Below are 26080 nucleotides of genomic sequence, written 5' to 3' on the forward strand. Positions count from 1 at the left end.
TGGTAAAATAATATTACCAATTTATCCATCTGGCAAGTTCCTATCTCTGACCCTACTGTCACCGACATGACATGGATCGACCGCGCCCTTTTGTTCTCATCACTGGATTATGCTGCCGTGCTGCTGTTGCTGGGCACGTGGCAGTGGATCGGCTGGCGGATCGAGCATACCGCACCAGACAAACAATCGGTCACGATGATTATGGATGACTTCCGGCGCGTCTGGATGCACGAGATGGTCACGCGGCAGCCCCGTATGTTTGATGCTCAGATCGTGGCGGCGATGCGGCAGGGCAGCACGTTCTTTGCGTCCACAACGATGATTGCCATCGGCGGCGGGCTGGCCCTGCTGGGTAACACCGAACGGTTGGCCGGCGTGGCCAGCGATCTGGCCATCGGCAGCGCCCCGGCGCTGGTGTGGGAGATCAAGATTCTGGTGGTGATCTTGTTTCTGGCTAACGCTTTCCTGAAATATGTCTGGGCGCATCGGCTGTTTGGCTATTGCGCGGTGCTTATGGCCGCCGTTCCGAACGATCCGGAAGACTCGCATGCCTATCCGCGCGCGGCGCAAGCGGCGGAAATCTGCGTCACCGCTGCTCGCAGCTTCAATCGCGGCCTGCGCGGCACCTATTTTGCGCTGGCCTCGCTGGCGTGGATATTAGGCCCTATTACCCTGATCCTCGGGACCGTCATCACTCTGGGCGTTCTGTATCGACGCGAATTCGCATCCCATTCCCGGTCAGTTCTGCTGACCTTGCCACCTAACACGGAGTCGTGATGACGCAGCCGCACATCACCCCGTATGGTCGCCTTATGCGATACCTGATTCTCAGCGCCGTTCTGGCAGCACCCGCATTCGCCGACCCTGCAGTGATCGAGAATGTTTCGGCCAGTCAGAGTGGCGATACCTGGCGATTCGACGTGACAATCCGGCACCCGGACACCGGTTGGGACCACTACGCCGACGGGTGGCGCGTGCTGGACATGGACGGCAAAGAGCTGGGGATGCGCGTCCTGCACCATCCACATGAGAATGAACAGCCTTTTACCCGCTCTTTGAGTGGTGTGGTGATCCCAGAAGGGGTTAAGCAAGTGCAGGTTCAGGCGCGCTGCAATGTCGATGGTTGGAACGACGGCACCACGGTTGTTGATCTGAACTGAGGATCAGAAAACGCCAAGGCTCAACCCTGCGGCCAAGGCAGCTCCTATTTCGCGACAGTGATCAAGCTGATCATCGGGGATGGTCTTTTTGGCCAGAATTGCCTCGGGTGACTGGGCGTGGGTGCACAGGATCAGCGGCGGCTGCACCTCTTTCAACCTCCAGCCCGTCGCAATTCGCGCCATCTGTCGCGCCGCATTCTCTCCGTCGGACCCGGCGCAGACCATCTGCGCATAGGGGCGCCCTTCGATCCGGCCGAGTACCGGATAGTAGCTGCGATCGAAAAACTCTTTCATCAGACCCGATATCGCGGCCAGATTCTCGGGGGCGCAGAAGAGATAGCCGTCAGCGGCCAGCAAATCCTCTGGCCCCGCCTGATCGGCGAATTTCAGAACAGTTTCGGCCTCAGCCCGCGCAGCCTCGGCGGCGGCTTCGGCCATTTGCCGGGCGCCGCCGGTCCGCGAATGGTAAACGATCAGAAGCTGCGCCATGTCAGACCCGATGATAAGGACCGCCCGACAGGATGGTTGCGGCCCGATAGAGTTGCTCGGCCAGCATCACACGGACCAGCATATGGGGCCAGACCATCGACCCGAATGAGATGGAAAAATCGGCCTCGGTCCGCAGATTGGGGTCTATTCCGCCCGCGCCGCCTATAACTAACGCCAGTTCTTGCCGCCCAGCGTCACGCCAACCACCCAGTTTTTCAGCAAAATCGGGTGACGACATCACCCGCCCACGCTCGTCCAGTGTGCAGATCACCGCACCCTTGGGCAGCGCCTTGCGCAGCAACGCGGCCTCGGCGCCCATGCCTGCGTTTTTCTTGTCTTCGACCTCGACCACGCGCACGGGACCAAGGCCCAAGCTGCGGCCGGTCCGGTCAAATCTTGTCAGATAGTCGTCAAGCAGGGTCTTCTCCGGTCCGGCACGCAATCGCCCGACCGCACAAATGCTTATACGCATATTTCTCTCGCCGCCGACCTGTTAATGCAGGCCGGGATGGCGCCTCAGTTCGCCGAGGCGCTGCCACCCTGAGGCAGCCACATCTTTTCCAGCTGGTAGAATTCACGCACTTCTGGGCGGAAGATATGGACGATAACGTCGCCCGTATCGATCAGCACCCAGTCGCCGGCATCCTTGCCTTCGACCTTCGAAGTGAAACCGAATTCCTGCTTGATGCGATCCGTCAGCTTTTCCGCCATGGCTGCGACCTGACGGGTCGAGCGACCCGAGGCAATCACCATGTGATCCGCAACCGAGGATTTGCCCTGCAGGTTGATCTGCACGACGTCTTCGGCCTTGTCATCGGAAAGTGAGGAAAGGATACGTTCAAGCAGCTTGTCGCTGATTGACTGAGAGTGGGCCATTAAACCGGCCCCGTCATCGGCGGGCAAACCCGCCTGGGTATGTAGAGACAGGACATAGTCCTCCTTTGCTGCGCGCCGCCAAACCCCGGCGCAGGGGTACTAATAAGGTAACAAGTGGAATGCAACATTTCAATGAATGGCCGCCGGGCCGGGCGCATGGGCGGTCACTCCTTGGCGATCTGTTGCGTGTCTGCGCTGTCTGACAACAGCCGAACCTCGCGCTGCGGGAAGGGGATCGAGATGTTTTCCACCTTAAAGGCGTCCCACAGCGCAAGGTAGACATTGCCGCGTATATTGGTCAGCCCCTTGGTCGGATCGCTGATCCAGAACCGCAGCACGTAGTCCACGCTGCTGTCGCCAAACCCGGTGATGTGACAGACCGGTTCATGGCTGCCACCGCTGAGCACTCGGGTCACGGTTTTAACTGCTTTTATGGCCGTTGCGCGCACAAGATGCGGGTCGTCATCATAGCTGGTGCCAAACTCCAGATCCAGCCGCACGAACTTGTCCGAATGCGACCAGTTCACCACCTGATTGGTGATCAAGTCCTCGTTCGGGATCAGGTATTCGCGCCCGTCCCGCGTGACCACCGAGACATAACGCGCGCCCAGCGCGTTGATCCATCCGAACGTATCCCCCAGCGAGATCACGTCGCCCGGCTTGATCGATCGGTCCATCAGGATGATGATCCCCGAGATCAGGTTCGACACCACCTTTTGCAGACCGAACCCGATCCCCACACCGATTGCACCGGACAGCAGCGCAATACCGGTCAGATCGAACCCCAGCGTACGGATGGCGGCCAGAAAAACCGCGCCATACAAAAGTACCTGAATGCCCTTGGCCAGCAGCACCTGCATCGACGGGGTTATGTCGTCATTGCTCTTCAGCCCCCGTTCGGCGGCGCGGGTGCCGATCCGCGCGAGCGTCAGCAGGATACCGATCAGCAGGGTCGCCTTGAGAATCCCCAGCGCCGAGATGTGCAGATCACCGATGGAAATCGCCACCCCGTCCAGAAATTCGGCCACATCATCAGTCAGATTCAGGGCAACCAGCGTTGCATAGACCCACATCGCCCATTTGAAGATGCGCCGTAGCGTCCGGTTGCGTACCAAACGCGCCACCAAAGCAATCGCCAGCCATGCCAGGGCCAAAGTTGCCACAACCCCGATGATGTAACTGCGCGAGGGCCATGTGATCTGCTGCATCAACAAATACAGGGCCCATGACAGCAGCACGAAATAGACCAGCGTCAGGCGCTGCATCAGCTGCACCAGAATCCGCAGTCGCCATTTCGGCCAACCTTCGCGGGCGCGGGCCCAGGCCTCCCATCGGCCTTGTGTCGCCAGTTTCAGGACATAGGCCAGCGCCCACAGGCCCAGAATGATGACCAACTGGTGCTGGCGCCAGCCTGGCGTTACGATCAACTCGACAAGGTTTTCGTATTGCACGGAAAAGCCCGCGACCATGTTATCATAGAGGTCCGACAGCGAGCTGGGGATCAGGTCCTGGTTCATGCCCCCAGCTTGGACAGCGTTTCCGCGCGATGCAAGCCTGTCCGGGGATTGAACCTTGATTGACGGCCTGACGCGATATATCTGGTGCGCATGAGACTCACACTGACCCCAGCACCTACGTTGCAAGACCGCACGCGTCTGCGTGAACGGTTCTTTGGGGCCGCCCGCACGGTTCTGGCGCGCCTATAAAGTCGTCCAGCCACTCGCCAGCTATTTCTCATTAAATACGGGAGAGGACCGATGTCCCCCAAAACACTCTATGACAAGATCTGGGACGCCCATGTCGCGCACGAAGCCGATGATGGCACCTGCCTGCTGTATATCGACCGCCATCTGGTGCACGAAGTGACCAGCCCGCAGGCGTTCGAGGGCCTGCGTATGGCAGGCCGCAAGGTGCGCGCACCGGAAAAGACCATCGCCGTGCCGGATCACAACGTTCCCACCACGCCGGATCGTGTGAACGGGATCGAAAACCCGGAATCACGCATTCAGGTCGAAGCGCTGGACAAGAACGCCAAGGATTTCGGCATTCACTATTACCCGGTGCATGACGTCCGTCAGGGCATCGTCCACATCGTTGGCCCGGAACAGGGCTGGACCCTGCCGGGCATGACCGTGGTCTGCGGTGATAGCCACACTGCCACTCACGGTGCATTCGGCGCATTGGCCCACGGCATCGGTACCTCCGAGGTCGAGCATGTTCTGGCCACGCAGACGCTGATCCAGAAGAAATCCAAGAACATGAAGGTCGAGATCACCGGCAAACTGCAGCCGGGCGTGACTGCCAAAGACATCACGCTGGCTGTGATCGGTGAGACCGGTACCGCCGGCGGCACCGGTTATGTTATCGAGTATTGCGGTGAAGCGATTCGTGACCTCTCGATGGAAGGCCGCATGACCGTCTGCAACATGGCCATCGAAGGCGGCGCCCGCGCGGGCCTGATCGCGCCGGACGAAACCACCTTTGAATATGTCAAAGGCCGCCCGCACGCACCAAAAGGCGCCCAGTGGGAAGCCGCGATGGACTGGTGGAAGACGCTGTTCACCGACGAAGACGCACATTTCGACAAGGTCATCACCCTGCGCGGCGAAGACATTGCGCCGGTCGTTACCTGGGGCACCAGTCCCGAAGACGTGCTGCCGATCACCGCAACCGTACCGAACCCCGAGGATTTCGAAGGCGGCAAGGTTGACGCTGCCCGCCGGTCTATCGAATACATGGGTCTGGAAGCCGGTCAAAAGCTGAGCGATGTGGAAATCGACACCGTCTTCATCGGGTCCTGCACCAATGGCCGTATCGAGGACCTGCGCGCCGCAGCCGAGATTCTGAAGGGCAAAAAGATCAAGGACGGTCTGCGCGCCATGGTCGTGCCGGGTTCAGGACTGGTTCGTGCCCAAGCCGAGGAAGAAGGTCTGGCAGACATCTTCAAAGACGCAGGGTTCGAATGGCGTCTGGCTGGATGTTCGATGTGTCTGGCGATGAACCCCGACCAGCTGCAACCGGGCGAGCGTTGTGCCGCGACTTCGAACCGCAACTTCGAAGGCCGTCAGGGCCGCGGCGGACGGACCCACTTGCTGAGCCCGGCAATGGCTGCCGCAGCGGCAATCACAGGACGGCTGACAGACGTCCGGGATTTGATGTAAGGTCCCCTCATATCTAGATATTTGAGGGATTGAAAACATGAGTGACTGGGTCAAATGGCTCCTGCTGGGGCTTCTGTCTATCGCGTTCGGTATCTTTGTACTGGGCGCGCCAGTTGTGGCGTCTGTCGCCGTGACAGTGGTAACCGGCGTGTTGCTGCTGATTTCGGGCGCGCTGCAACTTGTGGGTGGCTTCACGGTTGAAGGCACTGGCAACAAGATTCTGTCACTCATCATGGGTGCGGTGATGCTGTTTCTGGGCTGGTCCTTCCTGGACCACCCGCTGCAGGGAACCCTGACCCTTGCGACGGTGATGCTGATTCTGTTCATGGCAGGCGGCATTGCGCGGGTCTTTCTGTCGTTCCAGATGCGCGGAACGCAGTTTTTCTGGCCCACGATGATCTCGGGCATCTTGTCGATCATCCTCGCAGGGATCATCTGGACCTACGTCGGAAGCGACCCTCAGGTGCTGCTGAGCATTCTGGGGATCTTCCTGGGCATCGAGATGCTGTTCAACGGGTTCGGATTGGTCTTCATGGCGTTCTTTGTCAGGAAAGCACCCAAAGGCGAAACGAAGGAAGCTTAAACGCGGGGCATGGGCGCGGCCCTCTCCCGCAGGAGTGTGAACATGGAAAAGTTTGAAAAAGTCCACGGGGTGGCCGCCCCAATGCCGTTGATCAATATCGACACCGATATGATCATCCCCAAAGTGCACCTGAAGACCATCAAACGGTCCGGCCTTGGCGTCGTGCTGTTCGACGAGATGCGCTATCACGATGACGGGCAGGAGAACGAAGAGTTCGTCCTGAACAAGCCCGCCTATCGCCAGACCGAGATTCTGGTCGCAGGCGACAACTTTGGCTGCGGCTCGTCGCGGGAACACGCACCATGGGCGATCAAGGATTTCGGCATCAAGGTTGTGATCTCAACCAGCTTTGCCGACATCTTCTTCAACAACTGCTTCAAGAACGGCATCCTGCCCATCGTGGTCGGGGAGGAGCATCACGCCATTCTGATGGAAGATGCACACAAGGGTGAAAACGCCCGCATGACCGTGCATCTGGAAGATCAGCAGATCACCACCTCGGATGGGGTCGTGATCGAATTCGATGTCGACCCGCACCGTAAGCACTGCCTGCTGAACGGTCTGGACGATATTGGCCTGACGATGGAGAAAGATCATCACATCGACAAGTTCGAGGATCATGCAAGCCAGGCGCGCCCCTGGGTGTGATTCTGTAAACGAATCTGTGAATGCACAACTTTATGGGGTCGCCAAGGCGGCCCCGTTCGCATTCTTGGGGTTGAAAGTCACAAGACCACAACATCTAGGTATCATAATGATACACACGTCGGATTTGCGTCCAAAATGATGCAATCCCGCACCAGTTGCGCCATCATTTTGCCCGAAATCACGTGTTTTCTGCGCCTTGGCTTGAGCGAAATGTCGCTTATCGCCAATGTGGCGGGGACAGGCACCCACCAGTTGAACATTGGTGACTTAAGACATCCGCCACAACTTAAAGTGGCGGGCACAAGTTGGAAGTGAAGTCGGCGAAGAATCGACTAATCCAGTTTGAAAGGGTTCGGATAGTGATTGCGCGCACAACAGGGGCGGCGATTCGGGGAATATTGGTCGCACTGATGGTGCTGACCCCCGCGTTGTACCTGCCCGTATCGTCAACGAATGGGACCGAGATTGTCGTCTTTCTCGCCATTCTCGCATTCTTTCTGACCTTTGCCGAATACAACTCGGCCTTTCCCAGCTTTATCGAATTCCGCGACGCGCCGCCGGTGAACCGACTGCGGTTTGTCGGGCTGATGTCGATGATCATGTTCCTGACGCTGATCTGTAAGAACGCCTACGCGCCCAGCAGCCTGACCACAGTTTTCTATTCACTGGGACTGGGCATCGCGAATGTGGTCGACTTCCCCTATTCTCCGGTCCGGCTGGTGGTTCTGATGCTGCCCGCAGACGCCAGTGCACCGCTGATCGAGCTGGTGCGCATCGCGGCCAGTGTGGCCTATGTCGCCGCGCTGGTGACCATCGGCAGCTTTGCCTACGCGGTGAAAATGCGCGGCTGGCCGACAGGCAACGGCGCCTTCAACGTTTGGACCAACCTGCCGCTGTTCGATCCGACCAAGGGCGGGGACGTCGTCACCCGCCTGCAACGGGACGGACGGCTGAACATCTCGATCGGGGTACTGCTGCCCTTTCTGATCCCGGCTCTGATCAAGTTGCTGACTGACTATGCCAGCCCAATCTCGCTGAGCAACCCACAGACCCTGATCTGGACCATGAGCGCCTGGGCCTTTCTGCCCGCCAGCATGATCATGCGCGGTATGGCAACTCTGCGTATCGCCAATCTGATCGTCGAAAAGCGCCGCGCCTATTCCACCGCCGAGTCCACGCAGGCCGCATGATCCGAATCCTGCTGCTGCTGCTGTTACCGGTGATGGCACAGGCACAGACGGTACGTATCGCCTCTTACAACACGGAACTCAGCCGCGACGGACCGGGCCTGCTGTTGCGGGACATAAGGCGCGGTGATCCGCAGGTGCAGGCGGTGGTTGAGGTTCTGGTGGCCGCGCAACCGGATATCATCGCCCTGCAGGGTATCGACTGGGACCTCAACGCAGAGACTCTGATCGCGCTGGCCGAAAACTTGCGCGCCGCCGGGCTGGACTACCCTTATCACTTTGCCGCGCAGCCCAATGCCGGGCTCGAAACCCCATTGGACCTGAACGGAGATGGCCGCGCTCATGGGCCGGCAGACGCGCAGGGCTGGGGCCGGTTCACCGGACAGGGCGGGCTTGCGGTGCTGTCGCGATATCCGATTCACTCCGACAGCGCACAGGTGTTCACCGATCTGCTATGGCGCGACCTGCCCGGCGCGCAGATGCCGGCTACGGTCGACGGCCCTTTCCCCTCGGAAGAGGCGCAGTACATCCAGCGCCTGTCCTCCGTGGCTCATTGGATCGTGCCGGTGGACACGCCTATCGGCGCACTGGACCTGTTGACCTTTCACGCCGCGCCGCCGGTGTTTGACGGCCCCGAAGACCGCAACGGGCTGCGCAACCGCGATGAAATTCGCCTCTGGTCCGCGGTACTGGACGGTCAGCTGGGGCGCAAGCCTGAAGGCTCGTTTGTCATCGCCGGGGACGCCAATCTGGACCCCGAACGGGGCGAAGGCCGAAGGGAAGCGATCCAGACGCTTTTGGCGAACCCCCGCCTGCAAGACCCGCGCCCCACTGACGTGTCGGGCAAACTGACCACCGTGGAATGGAAAGCGGTGGGAGAGATGCGGGTGGATTACGTGCTGCCCTCAATCGACTTGAAGGTGACAGGCGCGGGCGTGTTCTGGCCTGCTTCGGGTTCGCCTTTGCGCACTGCCGCTGGTCAGGCCAGCAGGCACCGGCTGGTCTGGGTTGACATAAACGCGCCCTAGCGGCGGTGAGGCATGGACCAGAACCGCATCCGATCCCAACGGACCGGGAATCGCCTGTTTGAGCGCATCGGCCAGGTCCGTACGCGGAAAATCCCCGACCAATTCTCGGAAAAACAAACCCTCAAGACTGTGCGGAGTGTTCCAAAGATACCGCATCTCAAGCAGATGGGGCGCCAACCGCCAGACGGGACGGGCTAGCTGGATCGGCAGCCAGTTCATCCGGCGCACAGACACGTGCCGACCCGTGACTCGAGACAGCGCCTGTGCCATTTCGGAACCGGTCACCGTATACCCCTCGTAAGGAACATCGCAAAAACGGGGCAGTCTCTTGCGCATCTCGGCGAGGACAACCGCCGCACGCGCAAGATCAGGCAAATAAGCCCAGGCATGGGCGATGTTGGGATTTCCGGGATAGATGAAACGCCCCCGCGACAAGGATTTGGTCATCACCCGGTCAAACCAGTTCCCTGACGCACATGTGTCAAGATAGTCTCCCGAGCGCAGGACGATCGTGCGCACGGACGACGCGCGATAGGCTTCCTCCATCTCGATCCGAAGCCGGCCCAGAGGGTTTTGGGCCAGATGTGGCGTACCCGCTGACCACGGCCCCGGCAGGTCGGCCCCGAAGACATAGACATTGCCCGGGATGATGACCGTCGCTCCTGTGTCCCGCGCAACCGAAATGACCTGCCGGGTCAGCTGTGGCACTTGTGCCTGCCAATCCGGATAGGGCGGGTTCCAGGCGTTTACGATCACATCCGCGCCTTGCGCGGCCTGCCCCAGCCTGTCGGTTGTGCGGTCAAAGGTGCGAACGACCCACCCCGCGTTTCGAAAGGCGGCCATGGCGTTTCGTCCAAAACGGCCGGTTGCACCAAGGATAAGAGCGGTTTGCGTCATGAGAAGCTCCTTTCAAATCGAAACTACCAATTCAAATCAAACGAGCAATTGCCGGGAAATGCAGAACGTGTATTCATATTTGAATGGACAAATCACTCACCCATGCCGACTGGTCCCTGATTCAAAGCTTTCTGGCGGTGGCCGAAACCGGCTCTCTGTCGGCGGCGGCGCGGCAGCTGGACCGCAGCCAGCCCACGCTGGGACGCCAGATCCATGCGCTTGAGGATGAGCTGGGTGTGTCCCTGTTCGACCGCCACGCGCGCGGACTGAAACTCAGCGAGGTGGGCACGCAACTGTTGCCGATGGCGCAGCAGATGCATAGCGCCATGACATCGTTCAGCCTGGCAGCTGCGGGTCAGTCGCAGCAGTTGGAGGGGTCGGTGCGCATCACCGCTTCGGTCTTTGCCTCGCACCACCTGCTGCCGCCGATTCTGGCGCAGATCCGCGCTTTGGAACCGGCGATCCAGCTTGAACTGGTGGCCACGGACACCACCGAGAATCTGCTGTATCGCGAAGCCGATATCGCAGTACGCATGTACCGCCCCGCGCAGATGGACATCATTTCGCGCTATCTGGGGGATGTGAACCTGTGTTTTTGCGCCTCCCGGGCCTATCTGGATCGGGCCGGGCGACCCCAAAATCCCAAGGACCTGTTCAATCACGATCTGGTCGGCTTTGACGCCAACGAGCAGATTATCAAAAAGATGCAGCAACGGGGCTGGCCCGCCAGCAAAAACAGTTTTGCCACCAGATGCGACCTGCAAAGCGCCTATTGGCAACTGATCCGGGCCGGGTGCGGTATCGGGTTTTCGCAGATTCAGGTGGCCGAGGCTGATCCGGACGTCGAGGTACTGGATCTGGATGTCGAGATTGAACCGCTGCCCGTCTGGCTGGCCGCACCGCAAGCGATGCGCCAGACGCCCCGAATCCGGCGCGTCTGGGACTTGCTGGCCGAGGGGTTGAAGGCCGGACTTTGACCGAATTGCGGTTGTTTCGACCCGGAAACCGGATTTCCGGCACACAAAGACCGGTTCGTCTCATTGACCCGATGCGGCGCAGGCGCTAGGGCCATTGCGACGAAACGCAAGGAGATCCTTCATGTCCAAACCCTCGCTCCTCATCCTGCCCGGAGACGGAATTGGCCCCGAAGTCATGGCCGAAGTGCGCCGCGTAATCGACTGGTTCGGTGCGAACCGCGGCCTGGAATTCGACGTGAGCGAGGATCTGGTCGGCGGTGCCGCCTACGACGCGCATGGCAAGCCGCTGTCGGATGAAACCATGGCCAAGGCGCAAGAGGTCGACGCGGTTCTGCTGGGTGCCGTGGGCGGCCCAAAATACGACGATCTGGATTTCAGCCTGAAGCCTGAGCGCGGTCTGCTGCGCCTGCGCAAGGAAATGGACCTGTATTCGAACCTGCGACCGGCGCAGTGCTTTGACGCGCTGGCCGATTTCTCGTCGCTGAAAAAGGACATCGTCGCGGGCCTCGACCTCATGATCGTGCGCGAACTGACCTCGGGCGTCTATTTCGGCGAGCCGCGCGGTATTTTCGAAGAAGGCAACGAACGCGTCGGCATCAACACCCAGCGCTACACCGAATCCGAGATCGAACGCGCCGCGCGCTCGGCCTTTGAACTGGCGATGCGCCGGAACAAGAAACTGTGCTCGATGGAAAAGGCCAACGTTATGGAGGCCGGTATCCTGTGGCGCGAGGTCGTGGACCGAGTGGCCAAGGAGTACCCCGAGGTTGAAGTGACCCACATGTATGCCGACAACGGCGCGATGCAGTTGGTGCGCGCACCCAAGCAGTTCGACGTCATCGTCACAGACAACCTGTTCGGCGATATCTTGTCGGACTGTGCCGCGATGCTGACCGGTTCGCTGGGCATGCTGCCATCGGCATCTCTGGGCGCACCGATGGCCAATGGCCGCCCCAAGGCGATGTACGAACCGGTCCACGGCTCAGCCCCGGACATCGCGGGTCAGGGCAAGGCCAATCCGATTGCCTGTATCCTCAGCTTTGCCATGGCACTGCGTTACAGCTTTGACCAAGGCGCCGAGGCCGACCGTCTGGAAGCCGCGATCGAGAAAGTTCTGGCCGATGGTGTCCGCACCGGCGATCTGCTCGCCGATGAAGGCGTTCAGCCGGTCTCGACCACGGAAATGGGCGACGCGATTCTGGCGGCGCTGGACGAAAGCCTCTGATCCGGTTTCAGGTTTCAACAGAAAGGCGGTGCATGATGCACCGCCTTTTTTTCACCTCAGTTGCCGAAGATATTGTTCAGCAGATTGTTGATGGCCCTGTCCAGACCGGTCTGTTGCTTGCGACGCTGCTGCCGGGGCTGCGCCGTCCGCACGGGCGGATCGGGGGCCAACATCGGCAGCGGCGTGGGGGTCATCCCTTCGGTCACACGCAGCATGGTTTCTTTCCAGATTTCCGCAGGCAATCCACCGCCGGTCACACCGGACAGCGGCGTGTTGTCGTCATAGCCCATCCAGACACCCGCCACGTAGTCTGCGGTGAAGCCGATGAACCAAGCGTCCCGTGCAGCCTGGGTGGTGCCGGTCTTGCCCGCCACCTGCCATCCGGGCAGCTTGGCGCGCCCGCCAGTGCCTTCGGACACCACGCGCTCCATCATCCATGTCAGCTGCTTGGCGGCCTTATCGTTGATCACCCGCTCACCAATGCCCGTGCTGGTCTGGATCAAGGGCGTGTTATCACCCAGCAGTTTCAGTTCGGACAGACCGAAAGGTTCCACAGCCGAGCCGCCGTTCAGGATACCGGCATAGGCCCCGGTCATCTCGATCAGAGTGCTTTCCGATGCGCCCAGTGCCAGCGCCGGACCTTCGGCGAGGTTGCTTTCGATGCCGAACTCGCTGGCCACGGTACGCACATTGTCCAGCCCGGCTACCTCGGCCACTTTCACGGCCGGGATGTTCAGAGAGTTCTTCAGCGCATCCGCCAGCGTCACCCGACCATAATACTTGTGGGTATAGTTCTTGGGGCACCACTGGCCTGATCCGGGGATGTTGACGCAATAGGGTTCATCCACGACCGTATCCAGCGGTGAATAGCCAAGTTCAAGCGCTGTGGCATAAACAAACGGCTTGAACGAAGACCCGGTCTGACGCAATGCCTGCGTGGCGCGGTTGAACGCGCCGGATACCCGCGTCTTGCGTCCACCGACCATGGCCCGCACGGCGCCATCCGCCGACATCACCACAATCGCGGCCTGCGCCTTGGAGCCTTCTCGCACCTTTTCCTGGAAGATGTATTTCAGCGCCTCTTCGGCCGATTTCTGCAGCCGCTGGTCCAGTGTGGTGCGGATCACCACATCATCGGTGGTGTCTGTGCCAAAATAGCTGGGTAGTTCGGTGATCACCCAATCGGCGAAATAGCCGCCCGCCCGCGCTGCTGCGGCCTCGGACAGTTCCGCTGGATTGTTGCGTGCATTGCTGGCTTGCGCGGTTGTCAGAAAACCCTGCGCCTCCATCAACCCGATCACCAGCTGCGCCCGATCCTGCGAGCGCTGCAGGTTATTGGTGGGCGCATAGCGTGAGGGCGCCACCAGCAAACCGGCAAGCATTGCCGCTTGCGCCGGGTTCACCTCGGCAGCCGAAATACCGAAATACCGCTGGCTTGCCGCCTCGAACCCGCGGGCACCGGCGCCAAGGAAGGCGCGGTTCAGATAGATGGTGAGGATTTCATCCTTGGAATATTTCACCTCCATCGCCATCGCATAGACCGCTTCCTTGGCCTTGCGCCACAGCGAGCCCTGACGGCAATCGGCCTCATAGGCGGCCTCGGACTCCCACTCGCTGGGCACATACGGCACACCCAGGCACAACAGCTTGGCGGTTTGTTGCGTTATGGTCGAGCCACCATGGCCGGACAACGGCCCGCGCCCTTCGCTGAGGTTGATTCGAACCGCGCTGGCGACACCCCGCGGGCTGACGCCGAAATGGCGATAGAATCGTTTGTCCTCGGTCGCGACCACGGCGTTTTTCAGATGCGGCGAGACAGTGTCGGCGGTGATCACCCCGCCAAACTGATCCCCGCGCCAGGCAAAGACCTTGCCATCGCGGTCCAGCAACGTGACCGAGCCCCGTGCCCGGCCATCCAGCAAGGCATCCACATCAGGCAGCGAGGTGTAGACAACCCCAACGGCCACCGCCAGCAGCAAGGCGGCCACAGCACCCACGCGCCACGTAACCCCCCAGATCAACCGCCAAATCCAGCGGAACAGCCGACGGAAAAACCCGCCGCCACCGCCGCCACCGGATTTCCGGCGCGTCTTCTTCCGGGTGGTCTTGCGGGTCGTCGTCTTGCGCGCGGTCGCCTTCTTTCCCGCGGGCTTCGCAGCCCGCTTGGTCGCCGTGGGCTTACGCCCTTTCGACGGGTATCTCTTGTCCGCGACAAGCGGAGCCTTTCGGCGCCTGGACTCAGTCATGCTCAAACTCTGCCCGGTTATCATTTTGACGCACCATACCCTGACACACCGGTGAAGTAGAGGGCGGAAATTCAGGAAGCCGCCCTCCCAAATTTGCCTATTTTTTAAGCATTCACCGCTTTATGTGCAAAAATTGTGCAACTTGCCGCCAATTTCCCCAACACTTCATCACCCAGACCGTTCCTTACCACGCGAAGGTGCGCTTTTTTCTGCAGGTGCAAACAAACCGGACAGACCGGGAAGCAGAGGGGAAAAACGTGAAACTGATCATTGCGACAATCAAGCCGTTCAAGCTTGAGGAGGTGCGCGAAGCACTGACCGAGGCGGGCGTACGCGGCATGATGGTGACCGAAATCAAGGGCTTCGGCTCGCAATCCGGTCACACGGAAATCTATCGCGGCGCCGAATACGCCGTGAATTTCGTACCCAAGATCAAACTGGAAATCGTGGTTCCCGCCACGATGGCGGACCAGATCGTCGAAACCATCACCAAAACCGCCAAAACCGGCAAGATCGGTGACGGCAAGATTTTCGTCCTCGATGTCGAGCAGGCCCTGCGCGTGCGGACCGGGGAAACGAACGAAGAGGCGCTGTAAGCGTCGCCACTCACATACATTCGAGGAAGTCACATGAACCTGATGAAATCTCTCATCCCTGCCGCCGCGCTTGTCGTGCTGCCGCAGATGGGTCTGGCGCAAGAGGCCGCCGAGGGCGAAGCTGCGCTGCACACCCAGTATATTTTTACCACCCTGCTGTTCCTGATGGCAGGCTTTCTTGTCTTCTTCATGGCTGCAGGATTTGCCATGCTCGAGGGCGGTCTGGTACGTTCAAAGAACGTTGCCATGCAGATGATCAAGAACATCGCGCTGTTTTCGATTGCCGCGATCATGTACTGGCTGATCGGCTTCAACACGATGTACCCGGGCGACTTCAATGGTTTCTTTGCCCTTGGCGGCCCGACCGTGCTTGATGCCGTGGGTGTTGCACCCGCGGACGCGGCGTTAGATTACGCGTCTATCGGTTCGGACTTCTTCTTCCAGCTGGTCTTTGTGGCGGCAACCGCGTCCATCGTGTCCGGTGCCGTGGCCGAGCGCATAAAGCTGTGGCCCTTCCTGGTCTTCGTCATCGTGCTGACTGGTATCCTCTACCCGATCTCGGGGTCGTGGAAATGGGGCGGCGGCTGGCTGGATGCCATGGGCTTTTCCGACTTCGCCGGTTCGACCGTTGTGCATTCGGTCGGCGGCTGGGCCGCTCTGGCGGGCTGCCTGATCCTTGGCCCCCGCATTGGTAAGTACAAAGACGGCAAAGTTCACCCGATGCCCGGCTCTAATCTGGCGCTGGCAACTCTGGGTACGTTCATCCTTTGGCTGGGCTGGTTTGGCTTCAACGGCGGCTCGCAACTGGCGATGGGCACCGTGGGTGACATATCCGACGTGTCCCGCATCTTCGCCAACACCAACATGGCCGCCGCATCTGGTGCTATCGCAGCCCTGATCATGACGCAGGTGTTGTACAAGAAACCTGACCTGACCATGGTGCTGAACGGCGCGCTGGCCGGTCTGGTCTCGATCACCGCAGAGCCGCTTGCCCCGACCCTGTTCGGAGCGCTGTGGATCGGTGCAGTTGGCGGCATCATCGTGGTCTTCGCGGTTCCGATGCTGGACAAGTTCAAAATCGACGACGTTGTCGGTGCCATCCCGGTTCACCTGTTCGCAGGCATCTGGGGCACCATCGCCGTGATTTTCTACGGCGAGGCAAACCTGATCACCCAACTGACCGGTATTGTAGCTTATGGCGTGTTCACATTTGTTGGTGCGTTGGTCCTGTGGACAATTCTGAAGACGACGGTTGGCATCCGCGTCAGCGAAGAAGACGAGATCAACGGCCTCGACATGGCGGAACTGGGTATGGAAGCATATCCTGAGTTCTCGAAGGGCTGAAAACCTGAGTTAACCACTCGAAGGCCGGGCGTTCGCGCCCGGCTTTTTCTTTTTACTTTAAGTAGTTACAACTTGCATGAAACGGCTTACCTTAGTCAGATCGTTGTGAGATTGTCGGGCAAATCACTTTATTACGGCACCAAAGATGAAGCTGACTCCGCAACCTCGCATCAAACTTTCCCGCCTACGCGACATAGGGTGGAGGCTTTGGGACCCTATTGGTCTTTTGCGTCCTGATGAGAATTGGAACGAAGAGGATTGCTTGCCCTTCGCCGACGAATACGATTCCTATCTGGTTCAAGCTGCTAGCCAAATCAGAAGAGGAATCCCCCAAGAAGAAGTCGTGAACTACCTTGTTAGAATAGAAACTGAACACATGAGCTTGGAGGAACGACCAAGTACACGCGCGCGCTTTGCAGGTTGTCGATGCAATCTCCAGCGACCCGAATATATGGACGTGGCCCGACAAAAATGGCCGATTTCGCTGAAATAAAAAAGCCGCGCTGTGCAGCGCGGCCTTTGTCATTCTATGGTGGGTGGCTTAGACGCCAACGTCGACAATTGCCTTCGCCAGAATCGGCACGGTGATTGCGTTCAGACCGGCGATGTTCAGGCGGCTGTCGCCGACCATGTAGATGCCGTGATCGTTGCGCAGTTGTTCGACCAGTTCCGGTGCAGCACCCAGGCGCGAGAACATGCCGCGGTGCTGGGCGATGAACCCAAACCGGTCAGACCCGCTCAGGCGCTGCAGCTCGTCGGCCAGTTGCTGGCGCAGGCCCAGCATGGACAGGCGGACCTCTTCCAACTCGGCGGCCCAATCGGCGCGCAGGTCGTCGTCGGTCAGGATCGTGGTCACCACCCGCGCGCCGTGATCGGGTGGGAAGGAGTAGTTCTGGCGGTTCAGAAACGCCAGAGTCGCCTGATTCAGAGCCGTTTGCGCCGCATCATCGCTGATCGCCATCAGCAGGCCGGTGCGTTCACGGTAAACGCCGAAATTCTTCGAACAGGACGCCGCGATCAGGCAACGCTTGACCGACGAGGCCACCAGACGGGTCGCCTGCGCGTCCTCCTCCAGACCGTCACCAAAGCCCTGATAGGCAATGTCGATCATCGCCAAGAGGCCAAGCTCGTTGATGATGTTCACGACCTCTTGCCACTGCACCATGTTCAGGTTGGCGCCGGTGGGGTTGTGGCAGCAACCGTGCAGCAGAACCACGTCGCCCGCCTTGGCGGTTTTCAGGTCCTCGACCATGCCGTCGAAATCAACGCCACGGGTCTCGCCATCGAAGTAACGGTACTGGACCGTTTCCATGCCCAGATAGTTCAGGATCGACAGGTGGTTCGGCCAGGTCGGGTTCGACACGAAAACACGCGCCGAAGGGTTGGCCATGCGGATCATCTCGAACGCTTGCCGACAGGCGCCGGTGCCGCCCGGGGTCGCCACGGCGGCGATGTTGCTGCGCGGCACAGACGTATCAAGGATCAGGCCAATCATCGCATCGGCATAGGCGGGATCACCGGCCAGACCGGTATAAGCCTTGGTCTCCTGCTCTTCCCAGATGCGCTTTTCCGCGGCCTTGACCGCGCGCATAACCGGGGTGATGCCCTCGGCATTCTTGTAAACGCCAACACCCAGGTCGATCTTCTGATCGCGCGGGTCTTCGCGGTACATCTGCATCAGCGCCAGAATCTTGTCGGCGGGCTGCGGTTTGAGGTTCTCGAACATCAGTTCTCTCCGGTTGCGACGGGCAGGGTCGGGAAGGCACCCCATTCAGCCCAGGAGCCGTCATAAAGCGAATGGTCTTTCTTGCCCAAGCGCTCGAGCGCCAGGCTGAGGATGGCGGCGGTCACGCCCGACCCACAGGATGTGATGGCCGGTTTCGACAGGTCTACACCTGCGGCCTCGAACACGGCGCGGCACTCGTCGGGCGACTTCATCGTGTGGTTCTTGTTCAGCAATGCACCAAATGGCACGTTGCGTGATCCGGGGATGCGACCTGATCGCAGCCCTTCGCGCGGCTCAGGGTCTGTCCCGGTGAACCGGCCCGCCGCGCGGGCGTCGATGATTTCATGATCGCCCAGCTTGGCGGCGGCAGAGACCTGCGTAACATCACGCACAAGGTGGTTCTGAACCCGCACGGTCATATGGCGATCACGGATCACGGGGGGCAGATCCTCGATTTCACGCCCTTCGGCCTGCCATTTCGGGAATCCACCGTCGAGCACGGCAATGTTGTCCTGCCCCATCAGGCGGAACATCCACCACACCCGCGCGGCCGAAGACAGGCCCGAGCCATCATAGACCACCACCTGATGGCCATCTCCCACGCCCATCGCCCGCAGACGCGACATGAATTTCTCGACCGGCGGTGCCATATGCGGCAGGTCCGACCGGTGATCAGCGATATCATCGATATCAAAGAAACGGGCACCGGGAATATGGCCCGCGTCATATTCAGCCTTGGCGTCGCGCCCATGCTGCGGCAGGTACCATGACCCGTCAAGAACCCGCAGGTCAGGGTCCTTGAGATGGGCGGCAAGCCATTCGGTTGAAACGAGGGTTTTCGGATCGTCCTGCATCAAAGCCTCCCCAAAAGCGCGCTTGGTTTTTCCCTATACGCGCTCGCATTTGGGTTCAAGGCTGGATGGGGTGTTGTCTGTCTAACGCAGGCGCCTGAGGCGGAAAAACTGTACGATCAGGATCGACCCCGCCAGATTCAGCACCGGAAAAGCCAGATCATTGGAATTCATCATTCGCATCTGCGTGGCAAAGTACGCAGACACAACGACCAATGCACCGAATGAACCTACTGCATCCGCCAAGGTTAGAGATTCAGAATACTGGCCATGGATTGCCCTCGAACTTAGCGGGTTCAGTTTCAGCCGATTGCGGCCAGCGCATCGAGCTGTGCGTAGTGGTGCATGTTCAGAAACGCGGCCCCCTGATCGCCTGCTCGGTAACCATGCGGCAGGTCTGCAGCAAACCGAAGGCCCTGCCCGGCCTGCAGCGGCACCCACTCACCATCCCGCAGAATCTCAAGCGAGCCGTTCAGGACAAAGACCTCTTCGGTTACGCCTGTAGCGTGGGCGGCGGATTCGTGGCTCTGGTTCGGCGCGAGGTCGACGTGAAAGGTTTCAGCCCGCAAAGCAGGATCAAAGGGAAAGACGATCTTGACCTCGATGCTGCCGGGAAAAGTCACAGTTCGAAACACGTCCGGTGTGGCTGTATCGCGCAACGCCGCCGGGCCGATCAGAGCGCTGAGGGGCAGTTGGAACCCTTTGGCAATTTTCCACAGCGTCGCGATGGTCGGACTGGATTCGCCGCGCTCGATCTGGCCCAGCATGGCTTTGCTGACGCCGGTCATTTCGGCCACCTTGGACAGGCTCAACCCCGAGGCCGCCCGCACATCCCGTAGTTTCAGCGTTATTTCGTCCGGTGCCATATCAATCGTCTTTCGAATCCCCTTGTGCGTTATAGCGCACATGTGGTACGTGCGCTATAACGCACATATCCCGCATATCGCAACCGGGGCAAAAGGGAAACAGCATCATGCCAATGTACCGATCCAGAACCTCCACTCATGGCCGCAACATGGCCGGTGCCCGTGGCCTGTGGCGCGCCACCGGCATGACCGAGAGCGATTTCGGCAAGCCGATCGTCGCCATCGTCAACTCGTTCACCCAGTTCGTTCCAGGCCACGTGCACCTGAAGGATCTGGGCCAGATGGTTGCGCGCGAAGTTGAGGCCGCAGGCGGCGTCGCCAAAGAATTCAACACCATCGCGGTGGATGACGGTATCGCCATGGGCCATGACGGGATGCTGTACTCGCTGCCCTCGCGCGAGGTGATCGCGGATTCGGTTGAATACATGGTCAACGCCCATTGTGCCGACGCGATGGTCTGCATCTCGAACTGCGACAAGATCACTCCGGGTATGCTGATGGCGGCAATGCGCCTGAACATCCCGGCAATCTTTGTCTCGGGCGGGCCGATGGAGGCCGGAAAGATCGACATCGAGGATCTGGACGTCAAGAAAATCGACCTCGTCGACGCGATGGTCGCCGCCGCTGATGACAAGTTCACCGATGAGCAGGTTCAGCACATCGAAGAAAACGCCTGCCCCACCTGTGGGTCGTGCTCGGGCATGTTCACGGCAAACTCGATGAACTGTCTGGCCGAGGCGCTGGGTTTGGCGCTGCCGGGCAACGGTTCGACCCTGGCCACGCACGCCGACCGCAAAGAGCTGTTCCTTGAGGCCGGTCGCCGCATCGTCGAGATCACCAAGCGCCACTATGACCTGAACGAAAAGGGCTTTCTGCCGCGCGAAATCGCAACGTTCGAGGCGTTCGAGAACGCAATGAGCCTGGATATCGCCATGGGTGGATCGACCAACACGGTGCTGCACCTGCTGGCCATCGCGCATGAAGGCGAGGTGCATTTCACCATGTCCGACATGGATCGCCTCAGCCGCAAGGTGCCGTGCCTGTGCAAGGTCGCGCCCAATACTGAGAACGTGCATATGGAGGACGTCCACCGTGCCGGTGGTATCTTCTCGATCCTCGGTGAGCTTGGCCGGGCAGGCCTGCTGCACGAAGATTGCAGCACCGTTCATTCCGGCACCATGGGTGAGGCGATTGCCAATTGGGACATCAAGGTCGCCAACAACCCGAAGGCGCAGGAGTTGTTCAAGGCCGCCCCCGGCGGCGTCCGCACCACGCAAGCGTTCAGCCAGTCCAACCGGTACAAGGAACTGGACACCGACCGCGAGGGCGGCGTGATCCGCAGCAAAGAGCACGCCTTCAGTCAGGACGGCGGTCTGGCGGTTCTGTTCGGCAATATCGCACGTGACGGCTGCATCGTGAAAACCGCAGGCGTCGATCCGGCCAGCCTGACCTTCACCGGCACGGCCTATGTCTGCGAAAGCCAGGATCAGGCGGTGAACGACATCCTGACCGGCAAAGTCGAAGCGGGTGACGTTGTGGTCATCCGATACGAAGGTCCGCGTGGGGGCCCGGGAATGCAAGAGATGCTGTACCCGACCTCGTATCTGAAATCCAAAGGGCTGGGCAAAGCCTGCGCCCTGCTGACAGACGGCCGTTTCTCGGGCGGCACTTCGGGTCTGTCGATCGGTCACGTTTCGCCAGAGGCCGCCGAGGGCGGTGAGATCGGGCTGGTGCACCAGGGTGACAAGATCGAAATCGATATCCCCAACCGTTCAATCCATCTGGACGTGTCCGACGAAGAACTGGCGGCGCGCCGGGAAGAGCAGGACGAAAAAGGCTGGCAACCAGCCGAGCCGCGCAAGCGCAAGGTGTCCACGGCGCTCAAGGCCTATGCCAAGCTGACCACCAGCGCTGCCAAAGGCGCCGTACGTCAGGTCTGATCGATAAGAACCGGCCCCTGATTGGGCCGGTTCCTTCCAACCTCAAAAGGCTCCCGCGCCCGAAGCGCACCATCGGCTATGCCGATGCCACGTTCGGCCTTGGGCCCGGCGCCGCGCAAAGCGCGGCGCCGGGCCCCACCAGAGGAGATGTCTCATCAGAGACATTGACGACGGGCGGGAGCGCTCTGAGGCAGCGTCAGTCGCCGAGTTTGGCGTGGACCTCATCCAGGTCAATTTCACCAATCGGCATCTTGTTCGACGGGTTTTCGAAATCGTATTTGAACAGGTCGAAATCCTGTTTGTAGATTTCATACACCAGATGCATCGACAGATCGTCGAAATAATCTTCAACCGGGTGGCCGCGTTTTGGTCCGTGGCCTTCGGATTCATTGAACCGAGGGATGTCTGACAGGTTCACCGCGTGCGGTGTTTCGAGATTGTCCAGAACACCCTGCATCCCATCGTTGAACTTCTCGGTCCAGAATATCCGGTCATACCGCCCACCATTTGCGATGAAGGTCGAGACATGCCCTGACATCGCCGACCAATGGATGTCGGGATCCATCGGCCTACGCCAGCGGATCGTATCCCGCGCGAACAGAAGAAAGCGACGGAAGCTGGCGATTTGGTCGAACTCTCCCTTGCCGTCATCGCCCCCCACTTCGATCCCGTAATTGTAAATCAGCGTCGGGACCAGATTGCCCCGGTAACGTTTTCCGTTCCGCTGAATGCCGCAGATCTTGTCAAAGAACGAACTTAGAATTCGCGTGTAGGGATTGCGCACGCAAGTAAAGGAATAGGACGCGTGGTTGCGTATATTGCCCGAGATTCGGTTCTGGCTATGGTCGAATGCCCATTTGTGCATCCCGTCCTTTGCGTCGTGGATATCGCCATCAAAGAACCGGCCATGGTCCGAATAATACATGATCTGCCCGATGGTCGAACAGGCGCATTTCGGCACAACACGGTACACCATGCTTTCACTTTCGGTCATCCATGTACCGGGAAAACCCATTTACTGCGCCTCCTTAAAAGATCAGAACTCGTTAAACTTGCCTGCTTTTGCACCCAAAAAACCAAAAATATTCTGTTTATTCAATCGCCCATCCTCAGTATCAGGGAACAAACAGCCTAAAACGGATATCATAGATTCGATATGGCAAAGATTGCCTATATTCTTTTGTGCCACAAAGACCCAGAGGCAATTATTGCACAGGCCGAGCAATTGACCGCCGCCGGGGACTGTATGGCCATTCACTTTGATGCGCGGGCCAACGCTGCGGCCTATGACAGTATCCGCGCCGCGCTTAAAGACAATCCGAACGTTGCTTTCGCAGCAAAACGCATCAAGTGTGGTTGGGGCGAATGGTCTTTGGTTCAGGCAACGCTGAATGCCCTTCAGGCCGCCGTCGACGCCTTTCCCCGCGCCACGCATTTCTACATGTTGTCCGGCGATTGCATGGCGATCAAAACGGCCGAATATGCCCATTGGTTTCTGGACGAAAACGACAAGGACTATGTCGAAAGCCACGATTTCTTTGCCAGCAACTGGATCAAGACCGGCATGAAGGACGACCGGCTGATCTATCGCCATTTCTTCAACGAACGCACCCAGAGCAAACTGTTCTACACCTCATACGACTTGCAGAAACGCTTTGGCCTGACCCGCGACATACCGGCGGATATTCAGGTCATGATCGGCAGCCAATGGTGGTGTCTGCGCCGCCGCACGGTCGAGATGATCCTCGACTTCCTGCAGCAGCGCCCGGATGTGAAACGCTTTTTCTCGACCACCTGGATCCCGGATGAAACCTTTTTCCAGACCCTCGTCCGCCACCTGATCCCGAAGGAAGAGATTGAAAACCGAACCCCCACTTTCCTGATGTTCTCAGATTATGGGATGCCGGTGACCTTCTACAACGACCACTATGACATGTTGCTTGGTCAGGACTACCTGTTCGCCCGCAAAATCAGCCCCGAGGCGCATGAGCTGAAAGAGCGTTTGGGCAAGCTCTACGCCAGCGAAGGTATCGAGTTCAAAATCTCGGACGAAGGTCGCAACCTCTTTGGTTTCCTGACCGGGCGCGGGCGGGTTGGCCGCCGGTTCGGACAGCGGTTTTGGGAGGCCGGCAATACGTTGGGTCCCGAACGCGAAATTTATCTGATTGCCTGCAAAAAATGGCATGTTGCCAAGCGGCTGGTCGATCAGATTAGTTCTGAGACGGATGTTCCTTGCGTCGAATACCTGTTCAACGAGGAAAACACCCCGCTGCCTGATATGGGCGGAATCGAAACGACTCTGCTCAAACGTTCTCGACACCGACGCGCGGTGGTGCGGATGTTGTTCGACCATTTCGGCACCGACAAGCTGGTATTCTGCGTGGACCCGGCCAACCTGGATATCATTCAGGATTTCTGCGCCGATCAGGCCAAGACACATGTTTTGGAAATCGAATGTAGGTATTCAGACGACTACCTGATCGGTCACGCCCGCCGGGTCGGACTGGCTGGCGAAAACAGCCCCACTGAAACGGTCGCACGGCTTGTGCCAACGTTGCGCAATTCACTCAGCTATGAATCCGAACTGATCCGCGGGGCCGGGTTTGACGGGTATTTGCGTATCCGGGAAACCAGCCCGCGCGCCGAAAACGAGGCAGCCGTGGCCGAGTTTCTGGGCGTGTCACAAGACAAGGCACAGGCCGTGATGCGGCTGGATTACCTGTTTGCGGATTGACCCGGCGGGGCCTTCTTGCACCGCCGAGTCCTTCGATCAGATGTCGAATTTGACGCCTTGTGCCAGTGGCAGTTCGGACGAGTAGTTCACGGTGTTGGTCTGACGCCGCATATAGGCTTTCCAAGCGTCCGAACCGCTTTCGCGCCCGCCGCCGGTTTCCTTTTCACCGCCAAAGGCGCCGCCGATCTCGGCACCCGAGGGGCCAATATTGATATTGGCGATCCCACAGTCGGACCCGGCCGCGGTCAGAAACTGCTCGGCCTCGCGCATGTTCAGCGTGAACACGCAGGACGACAGGCCCTGCGGCACGTCGTTCTGTATCTCGATGGCATCGTCGAAGTCATCATACTCCAAAACGTAGAGGATGGGGGCAAAGGTCTCGGTCTTCACCGTAGCCGTCTGGCCGGGCATCTCGACGATGGCGGGTTGCATATAGACGCCGTTGGGCACGTCTTCGGTCACCCGGTCGCCGCCGAACACGGTGCCGCCTTCGGCCTTTGCAGCCTCCAACGCGGTGGTCATCGCCGCGCCCGAAGCCTCGTCCACCAGCGGGCCGATCAGTGTGCCCTCGACCAGAGGGTTGCCGATGGGCAGACCGGCATAGGCCTTTTTCAGACGGCTCACCAGTTCGGCGCGGATCGATTTGTGCACGATCAGCCGCCGCAGCGTGGTGCAGCGCTGACCGGCAGTACCCACAGCCGAGAACACGATCGCCCGCACCGCCATTTCCAGATCGGCCGAGGGGCCAACAATCATCGCATTGTTGCCGCCAAGCTCCAGAATGCACTTGCCGAACCGCTGCGCCACGATGGGCGCGACAGCGCGGCCCATGCGGGTCGAGCCCGTCGCCGAGATGACCGGCACATCCTCGCTGGCCACCAGCGCCTCGCCCAGCGCGGCACCGCCGATCAGGGTTTGCAGCAGGTGGTCGGGCGCATCGCCAAACCGGGCCAGCGCACGTTCGAAAATCTTCTGGCAGGCCATCGCGGTCAGCGGGGTCTTTTCAGACGGTTTCCAGATCACCGTGTCCCCACAAACCAGCGCAATCGCCGCGTTCCACGACCAGACCGCAACCGGGAAATTGAAGGCCGAGATCACACCGACAGGACCCGCCGGGTGCCAGGTCTCCATCATCCGGTGGCCGGGACGTTCTGAGGCGATGGTCAGGCCGTATAGCTGCCGCGACAGGCCGACAGCAAAGTCGCAGATGTCGATCATCTCCTGCACTTCGCCTAGCCCTTCCGAGGTGATCTTGCCCGCCTCCCAACTGACCAGCGCACCCAGATCCTCCTTGGCGGCCCGCAATTCTTCGCCCAGCAGGCGGATTAACTCACCCCGACGGGGAGCCGGGACCGTGCGCCAGGCTTTGAACGCCGCTTTGGCATTGGCGAACACCGTGTCCATTTCGGCGGCCTGTGTCTCATGCACTTCGGCCAGAATCGACCCGTCGATGGGCGAGGTCACCTTGAGAGTTCCGCCGGTCAGTTCAGCCTCGGTCAGGTCCAGATTGGCAAGGGTGGTTTGCGCAGTCATAACGATGTCTTTC

24 protein-coding genes are annotated in these 26080 nt (G+C 59.7%); 13 read left to right on the forward strand and 11 right to left on the reverse strand.

Annotated features, from left to right (window positions below; translation table 11 throughout):
• Positions 1–66 precede the first annotated feature (66 nt).
• Positions 67–777 (forward strand): DUF599 domain-containing protein, encoded by a 711-nt coding sequence (locus ACR0IM_RS14495; protein WP_480594403.1) that lies wholly within the window; start codon positions 67–69, stop codon positions 775–777.
• Between the two features lie 35 nt (positions 778–812).
• Entirely contained in the window at positions 813–1160 is a 348-nt protein-coding gene (locus tag ACR0IM_RS14500) for a hypothetical protein (RefSeq protein ID WP_480594479.1), read from the forward strand.
• A 3-nt stretch (positions 1161–1163) separates the two neighbouring features.
• On the opposite strand, the gene ACR0IM_RS14505 is transcribed toward ACR0IM_RS14500, so the two are convergent.
• The 4 genes from ACR0IM_RS14505 to ACR0IM_RS14520 form a co-directional block, all read right to left on the reverse strand.
• Positions 1164–1649 carry a flavodoxin family protein gene (locus ACR0IM_RS14505; protein ID WP_480682349.1) on the reverse strand — a complete coding sequence of 162 codons (486 nt, stop codon included), beginning with the start codon at positions 1647–1649 and terminating at the stop codon, positions 1164–1166.
• Between the two features lies 1 nt (position 1650).
• Positions 1651–2121 (reverse strand): 23S rRNA (pseudouridine(1915)-N(3))-methyltransferase RlmH, encoded by a 471-nt coding sequence (gene rlmH / locus ACR0IM_RS14510; protein ID WP_480682350.1) that lies wholly within the window; start codon positions 2119–2121, stop codon positions 1651–1653.
• Between the two features lie 44 nt (positions 2122–2165).
• A complete protein-coding gene (gene rsfS / locus ACR0IM_RS14515; RefSeq protein WP_170327847.1) occupies positions 2166–2525 on the reverse strand; it encodes a ribosome silencing factor in 360 nt (119 codons plus the stop codon).
• A gap of 164 nt (positions 2526–2689) precedes the next feature.
• A complete protein-coding gene (locus tag ACR0IM_RS14520) occupies positions 2690–4042 on the reverse strand; it encodes a mechanosensitive ion channel family protein (RefSeq protein WP_480641904.1) in 1353 nt (450 codons plus the stop codon).
• Between the two features lie 240 nt (positions 4043–4282).
• On the opposite strand from ACR0IM_RS14520, the gene leuC reads away from it, so the two are divergent.
• The 7 genes from leuC to leuB all read left to right on the forward strand — a co-directional run bounded on the left by leuC (position 4283) and on the right by leuB (position 12231).
• Positions 4283–5686 carry a 3-isopropylmalate dehydratase large subunit gene (gene leuC, locus ACR0IM_RS14525; protein WP_480682351.1) on the forward strand — a complete coding sequence of 468 codons (1404 nt, stop codon included), beginning with the start codon at positions 4283–4285 and terminating at the stop codon, positions 5684–5686.
• Positions 5687–5723: 37 nt separating this feature from the next.
• Positions 5724–6269: an HdeD family acid-resistance protein gene (locus ACR0IM_RS14530; protein WP_480641903.1), complete on the forward strand. Its 546-nt coding sequence runs from the start codon at positions 5724–5726 to the stop codon at positions 6267–6269.
• Between the two features lie 42 nt (positions 6270–6311).
• Complete coding sequence (leuD, locus tag ACR0IM_RS14535; RefSeq protein ID WP_480641902.1) at positions 6312–6917, forward strand: 3-isopropylmalate dehydratase small subunit; 606 nt, start codon at positions 6312–6314, stop codon at positions 6915–6917.
• A gap of 359 nt (positions 6918–7276) precedes the next feature.
• Positions 7277–8107 (forward strand): hypothetical protein, encoded by an 831-nt coding sequence (locus ACR0IM_RS14540; RefSeq protein WP_480594396.1) that lies wholly within the window; start codon positions 7277–7279, stop codon positions 8105–8107.
• On the forward strand, positions 8104–9132 hold the full coding sequence (locus ACR0IM_RS14545) for an endonuclease/exonuclease/phosphatase family protein (RefSeq protein ID WP_480682352.1): 1029 nt from the start codon (positions 8104–8106) through the stop codon (positions 9130–9132). Before ACR0IM_RS14540 ends, ACR0IM_RS14545 begins: the two co-directional genes overlap by 4 nt.
• A 980-nt stretch (positions 9133–10112) precedes the next feature.
• Positions 10113–11006 carry a LysR family transcriptional regulator gene (locus tag ACR0IM_RS14550; RefSeq protein ID WP_480641900.1) on the forward strand — a complete coding sequence of 298 codons (894 nt, stop codon included), beginning with the start codon at positions 10113–10115 and terminating at the stop codon, positions 11004–11006.
• Between the two features lie 121 nt (positions 11007–11127).
• Positions 11128–12231 carry a 3-isopropylmalate dehydrogenase gene (leuB, locus tag ACR0IM_RS14555; RefSeq protein ID WP_480594393.1) on the forward strand — a complete coding sequence of 368 codons (1104 nt, stop codon included), beginning with the start codon at positions 11128–11130 and terminating at the stop codon, positions 12229–12231.
• A gap of 56 nt (positions 12232–12287) precedes the next feature.
• Here the strand turns inward: leuB and ACR0IM_RS14560 are convergent, their stop codons facing one another.
• On the reverse strand, positions 12288–14477 hold the full coding sequence (locus ACR0IM_RS14560) for a transglycosylase domain-containing protein (protein ID WP_480682353.1): 2190 nt from the start codon (positions 14475–14477) through the stop codon (positions 12288–12290).
• Between the two features lie 257 nt (positions 14478–14734).
• On the opposite strand from ACR0IM_RS14560, the gene ACR0IM_RS14565 reads away from it, so the two are divergent.
• Together ACR0IM_RS14565 and amt are read left to right on the forward strand one after the other, a co-directional pair.
• Positions 14735–15073 (forward strand): P-II family nitrogen regulator, encoded by a 339-nt coding sequence (locus ACR0IM_RS14565; RefSeq protein WP_058273036.1) that lies wholly within the window; start codon positions 14735–14737, stop codon positions 15071–15073.
• 33 nt (positions 15074–15106) lie between these two features.
• Positions 15107–16417 (forward strand): ammonium transporter, encoded by a 1311-nt coding sequence (gene amt, locus ACR0IM_RS14570; RefSeq protein WP_480594391.1) that lies wholly within the window; start codon positions 15107–15109, stop codon positions 16415–16417.
• Between the two features lie 541 nt (positions 16418–16958).
• On the opposite strand, the gene ACR0IM_RS14575 is transcribed toward amt, so the two are convergent.
• From ACR0IM_RS14575 to ACR0IM_RS14590, 4 genes are all read right to left on the reverse strand, one after another.
• A complete protein-coding gene (locus ACR0IM_RS14575) occupies positions 16959–18143 on the reverse strand; it encodes an amino acid aminotransferase (protein ID WP_480641896.1) in 1185 nt (394 codons plus the stop codon).
• On the reverse strand, positions 18143–18997 hold the full coding sequence (gene sseA, locus ACR0IM_RS14580; RefSeq protein WP_480594389.1) for a 3-mercaptopyruvate sulfurtransferase: 855 nt from the start codon (positions 18995–18997) through the stop codon (positions 18143–18145). Before sseA ends, ACR0IM_RS14575 begins: the two co-directional genes overlap by 1 nt.
• 81 nt (positions 18998–19078) lie before the next feature.
• Positions 19079–19240: a CBU_0592 family membrane protein gene (locus ACR0IM_RS14585; RefSeq protein ID WP_480641895.1), complete on the reverse strand. Its 162-nt coding sequence runs from the start codon at positions 19238–19240 to the stop codon at positions 19079–19081.
• Positions 19241–19296: 56 nt separating this feature from the next.
• A complete protein-coding gene (locus tag ACR0IM_RS14590) occupies positions 19297–19860 on the reverse strand; it encodes a helix-turn-helix domain-containing protein (protein ID WP_480594387.1) in 564 nt (187 codons plus the stop codon).
• Between the two features lie 107 nt (positions 19861–19967).
• Between ACR0IM_RS14590 and ilvD the strand changes: the two genes are divergently transcribed.
• Positions 19968–21800, forward strand: a complete 1833-nt coding sequence (gene ilvD, locus ACR0IM_RS14595; RefSeq protein WP_480682354.1) for a dihydroxy-acid dehydratase — start codon at positions 19968–19970, stop codon at positions 21798–21800.
• A gap of 196 nt (positions 21801–21996) precedes the next feature.
• Here ilvD and ACR0IM_RS14600 read toward each other — a convergent pair whose 3' ends face one another.
• Positions 21997–22815: a sulfotransferase family protein gene (locus ACR0IM_RS14600; protein ID WP_480682355.1), complete on the reverse strand. Its 819-nt coding sequence runs from the start codon at positions 22813–22815 to the stop codon at positions 21997–21999.
• A 141-nt stretch (positions 22816–22956) separates the two neighbouring features.
• On the opposite strand from ACR0IM_RS14600, the gene ACR0IM_RS14605 reads away from it, so the two are divergent.
• Positions 22957–24534, forward strand: coding sequence for a DUF5928 domain-containing protein (locus tag ACR0IM_RS14605; protein ID WP_480682357.1), 1578 nt, complete (start codon positions 22957–22959; stop codon positions 24532–24534).
• A gap of 36 nt (positions 24535–24570) precedes the next feature.
• Here ACR0IM_RS14605 and amaB read toward each other — a convergent pair whose 3' ends face one another.
• Complete coding sequence (amaB, locus tag ACR0IM_RS14610) at positions 24571–26067, reverse strand: L-piperidine-6-carboxylate dehydrogenase (protein ID WP_480682375.1); 1497 nt, start codon at positions 26065–26067, stop codon at positions 24571–24573.
• Between the last annotated feature and the right edge of the window lie 13 nt (positions 26068–26080).

The sequence above is a fragment of the Ruegeria sp. BF6 genome (genome assembly GCF_056538665.1).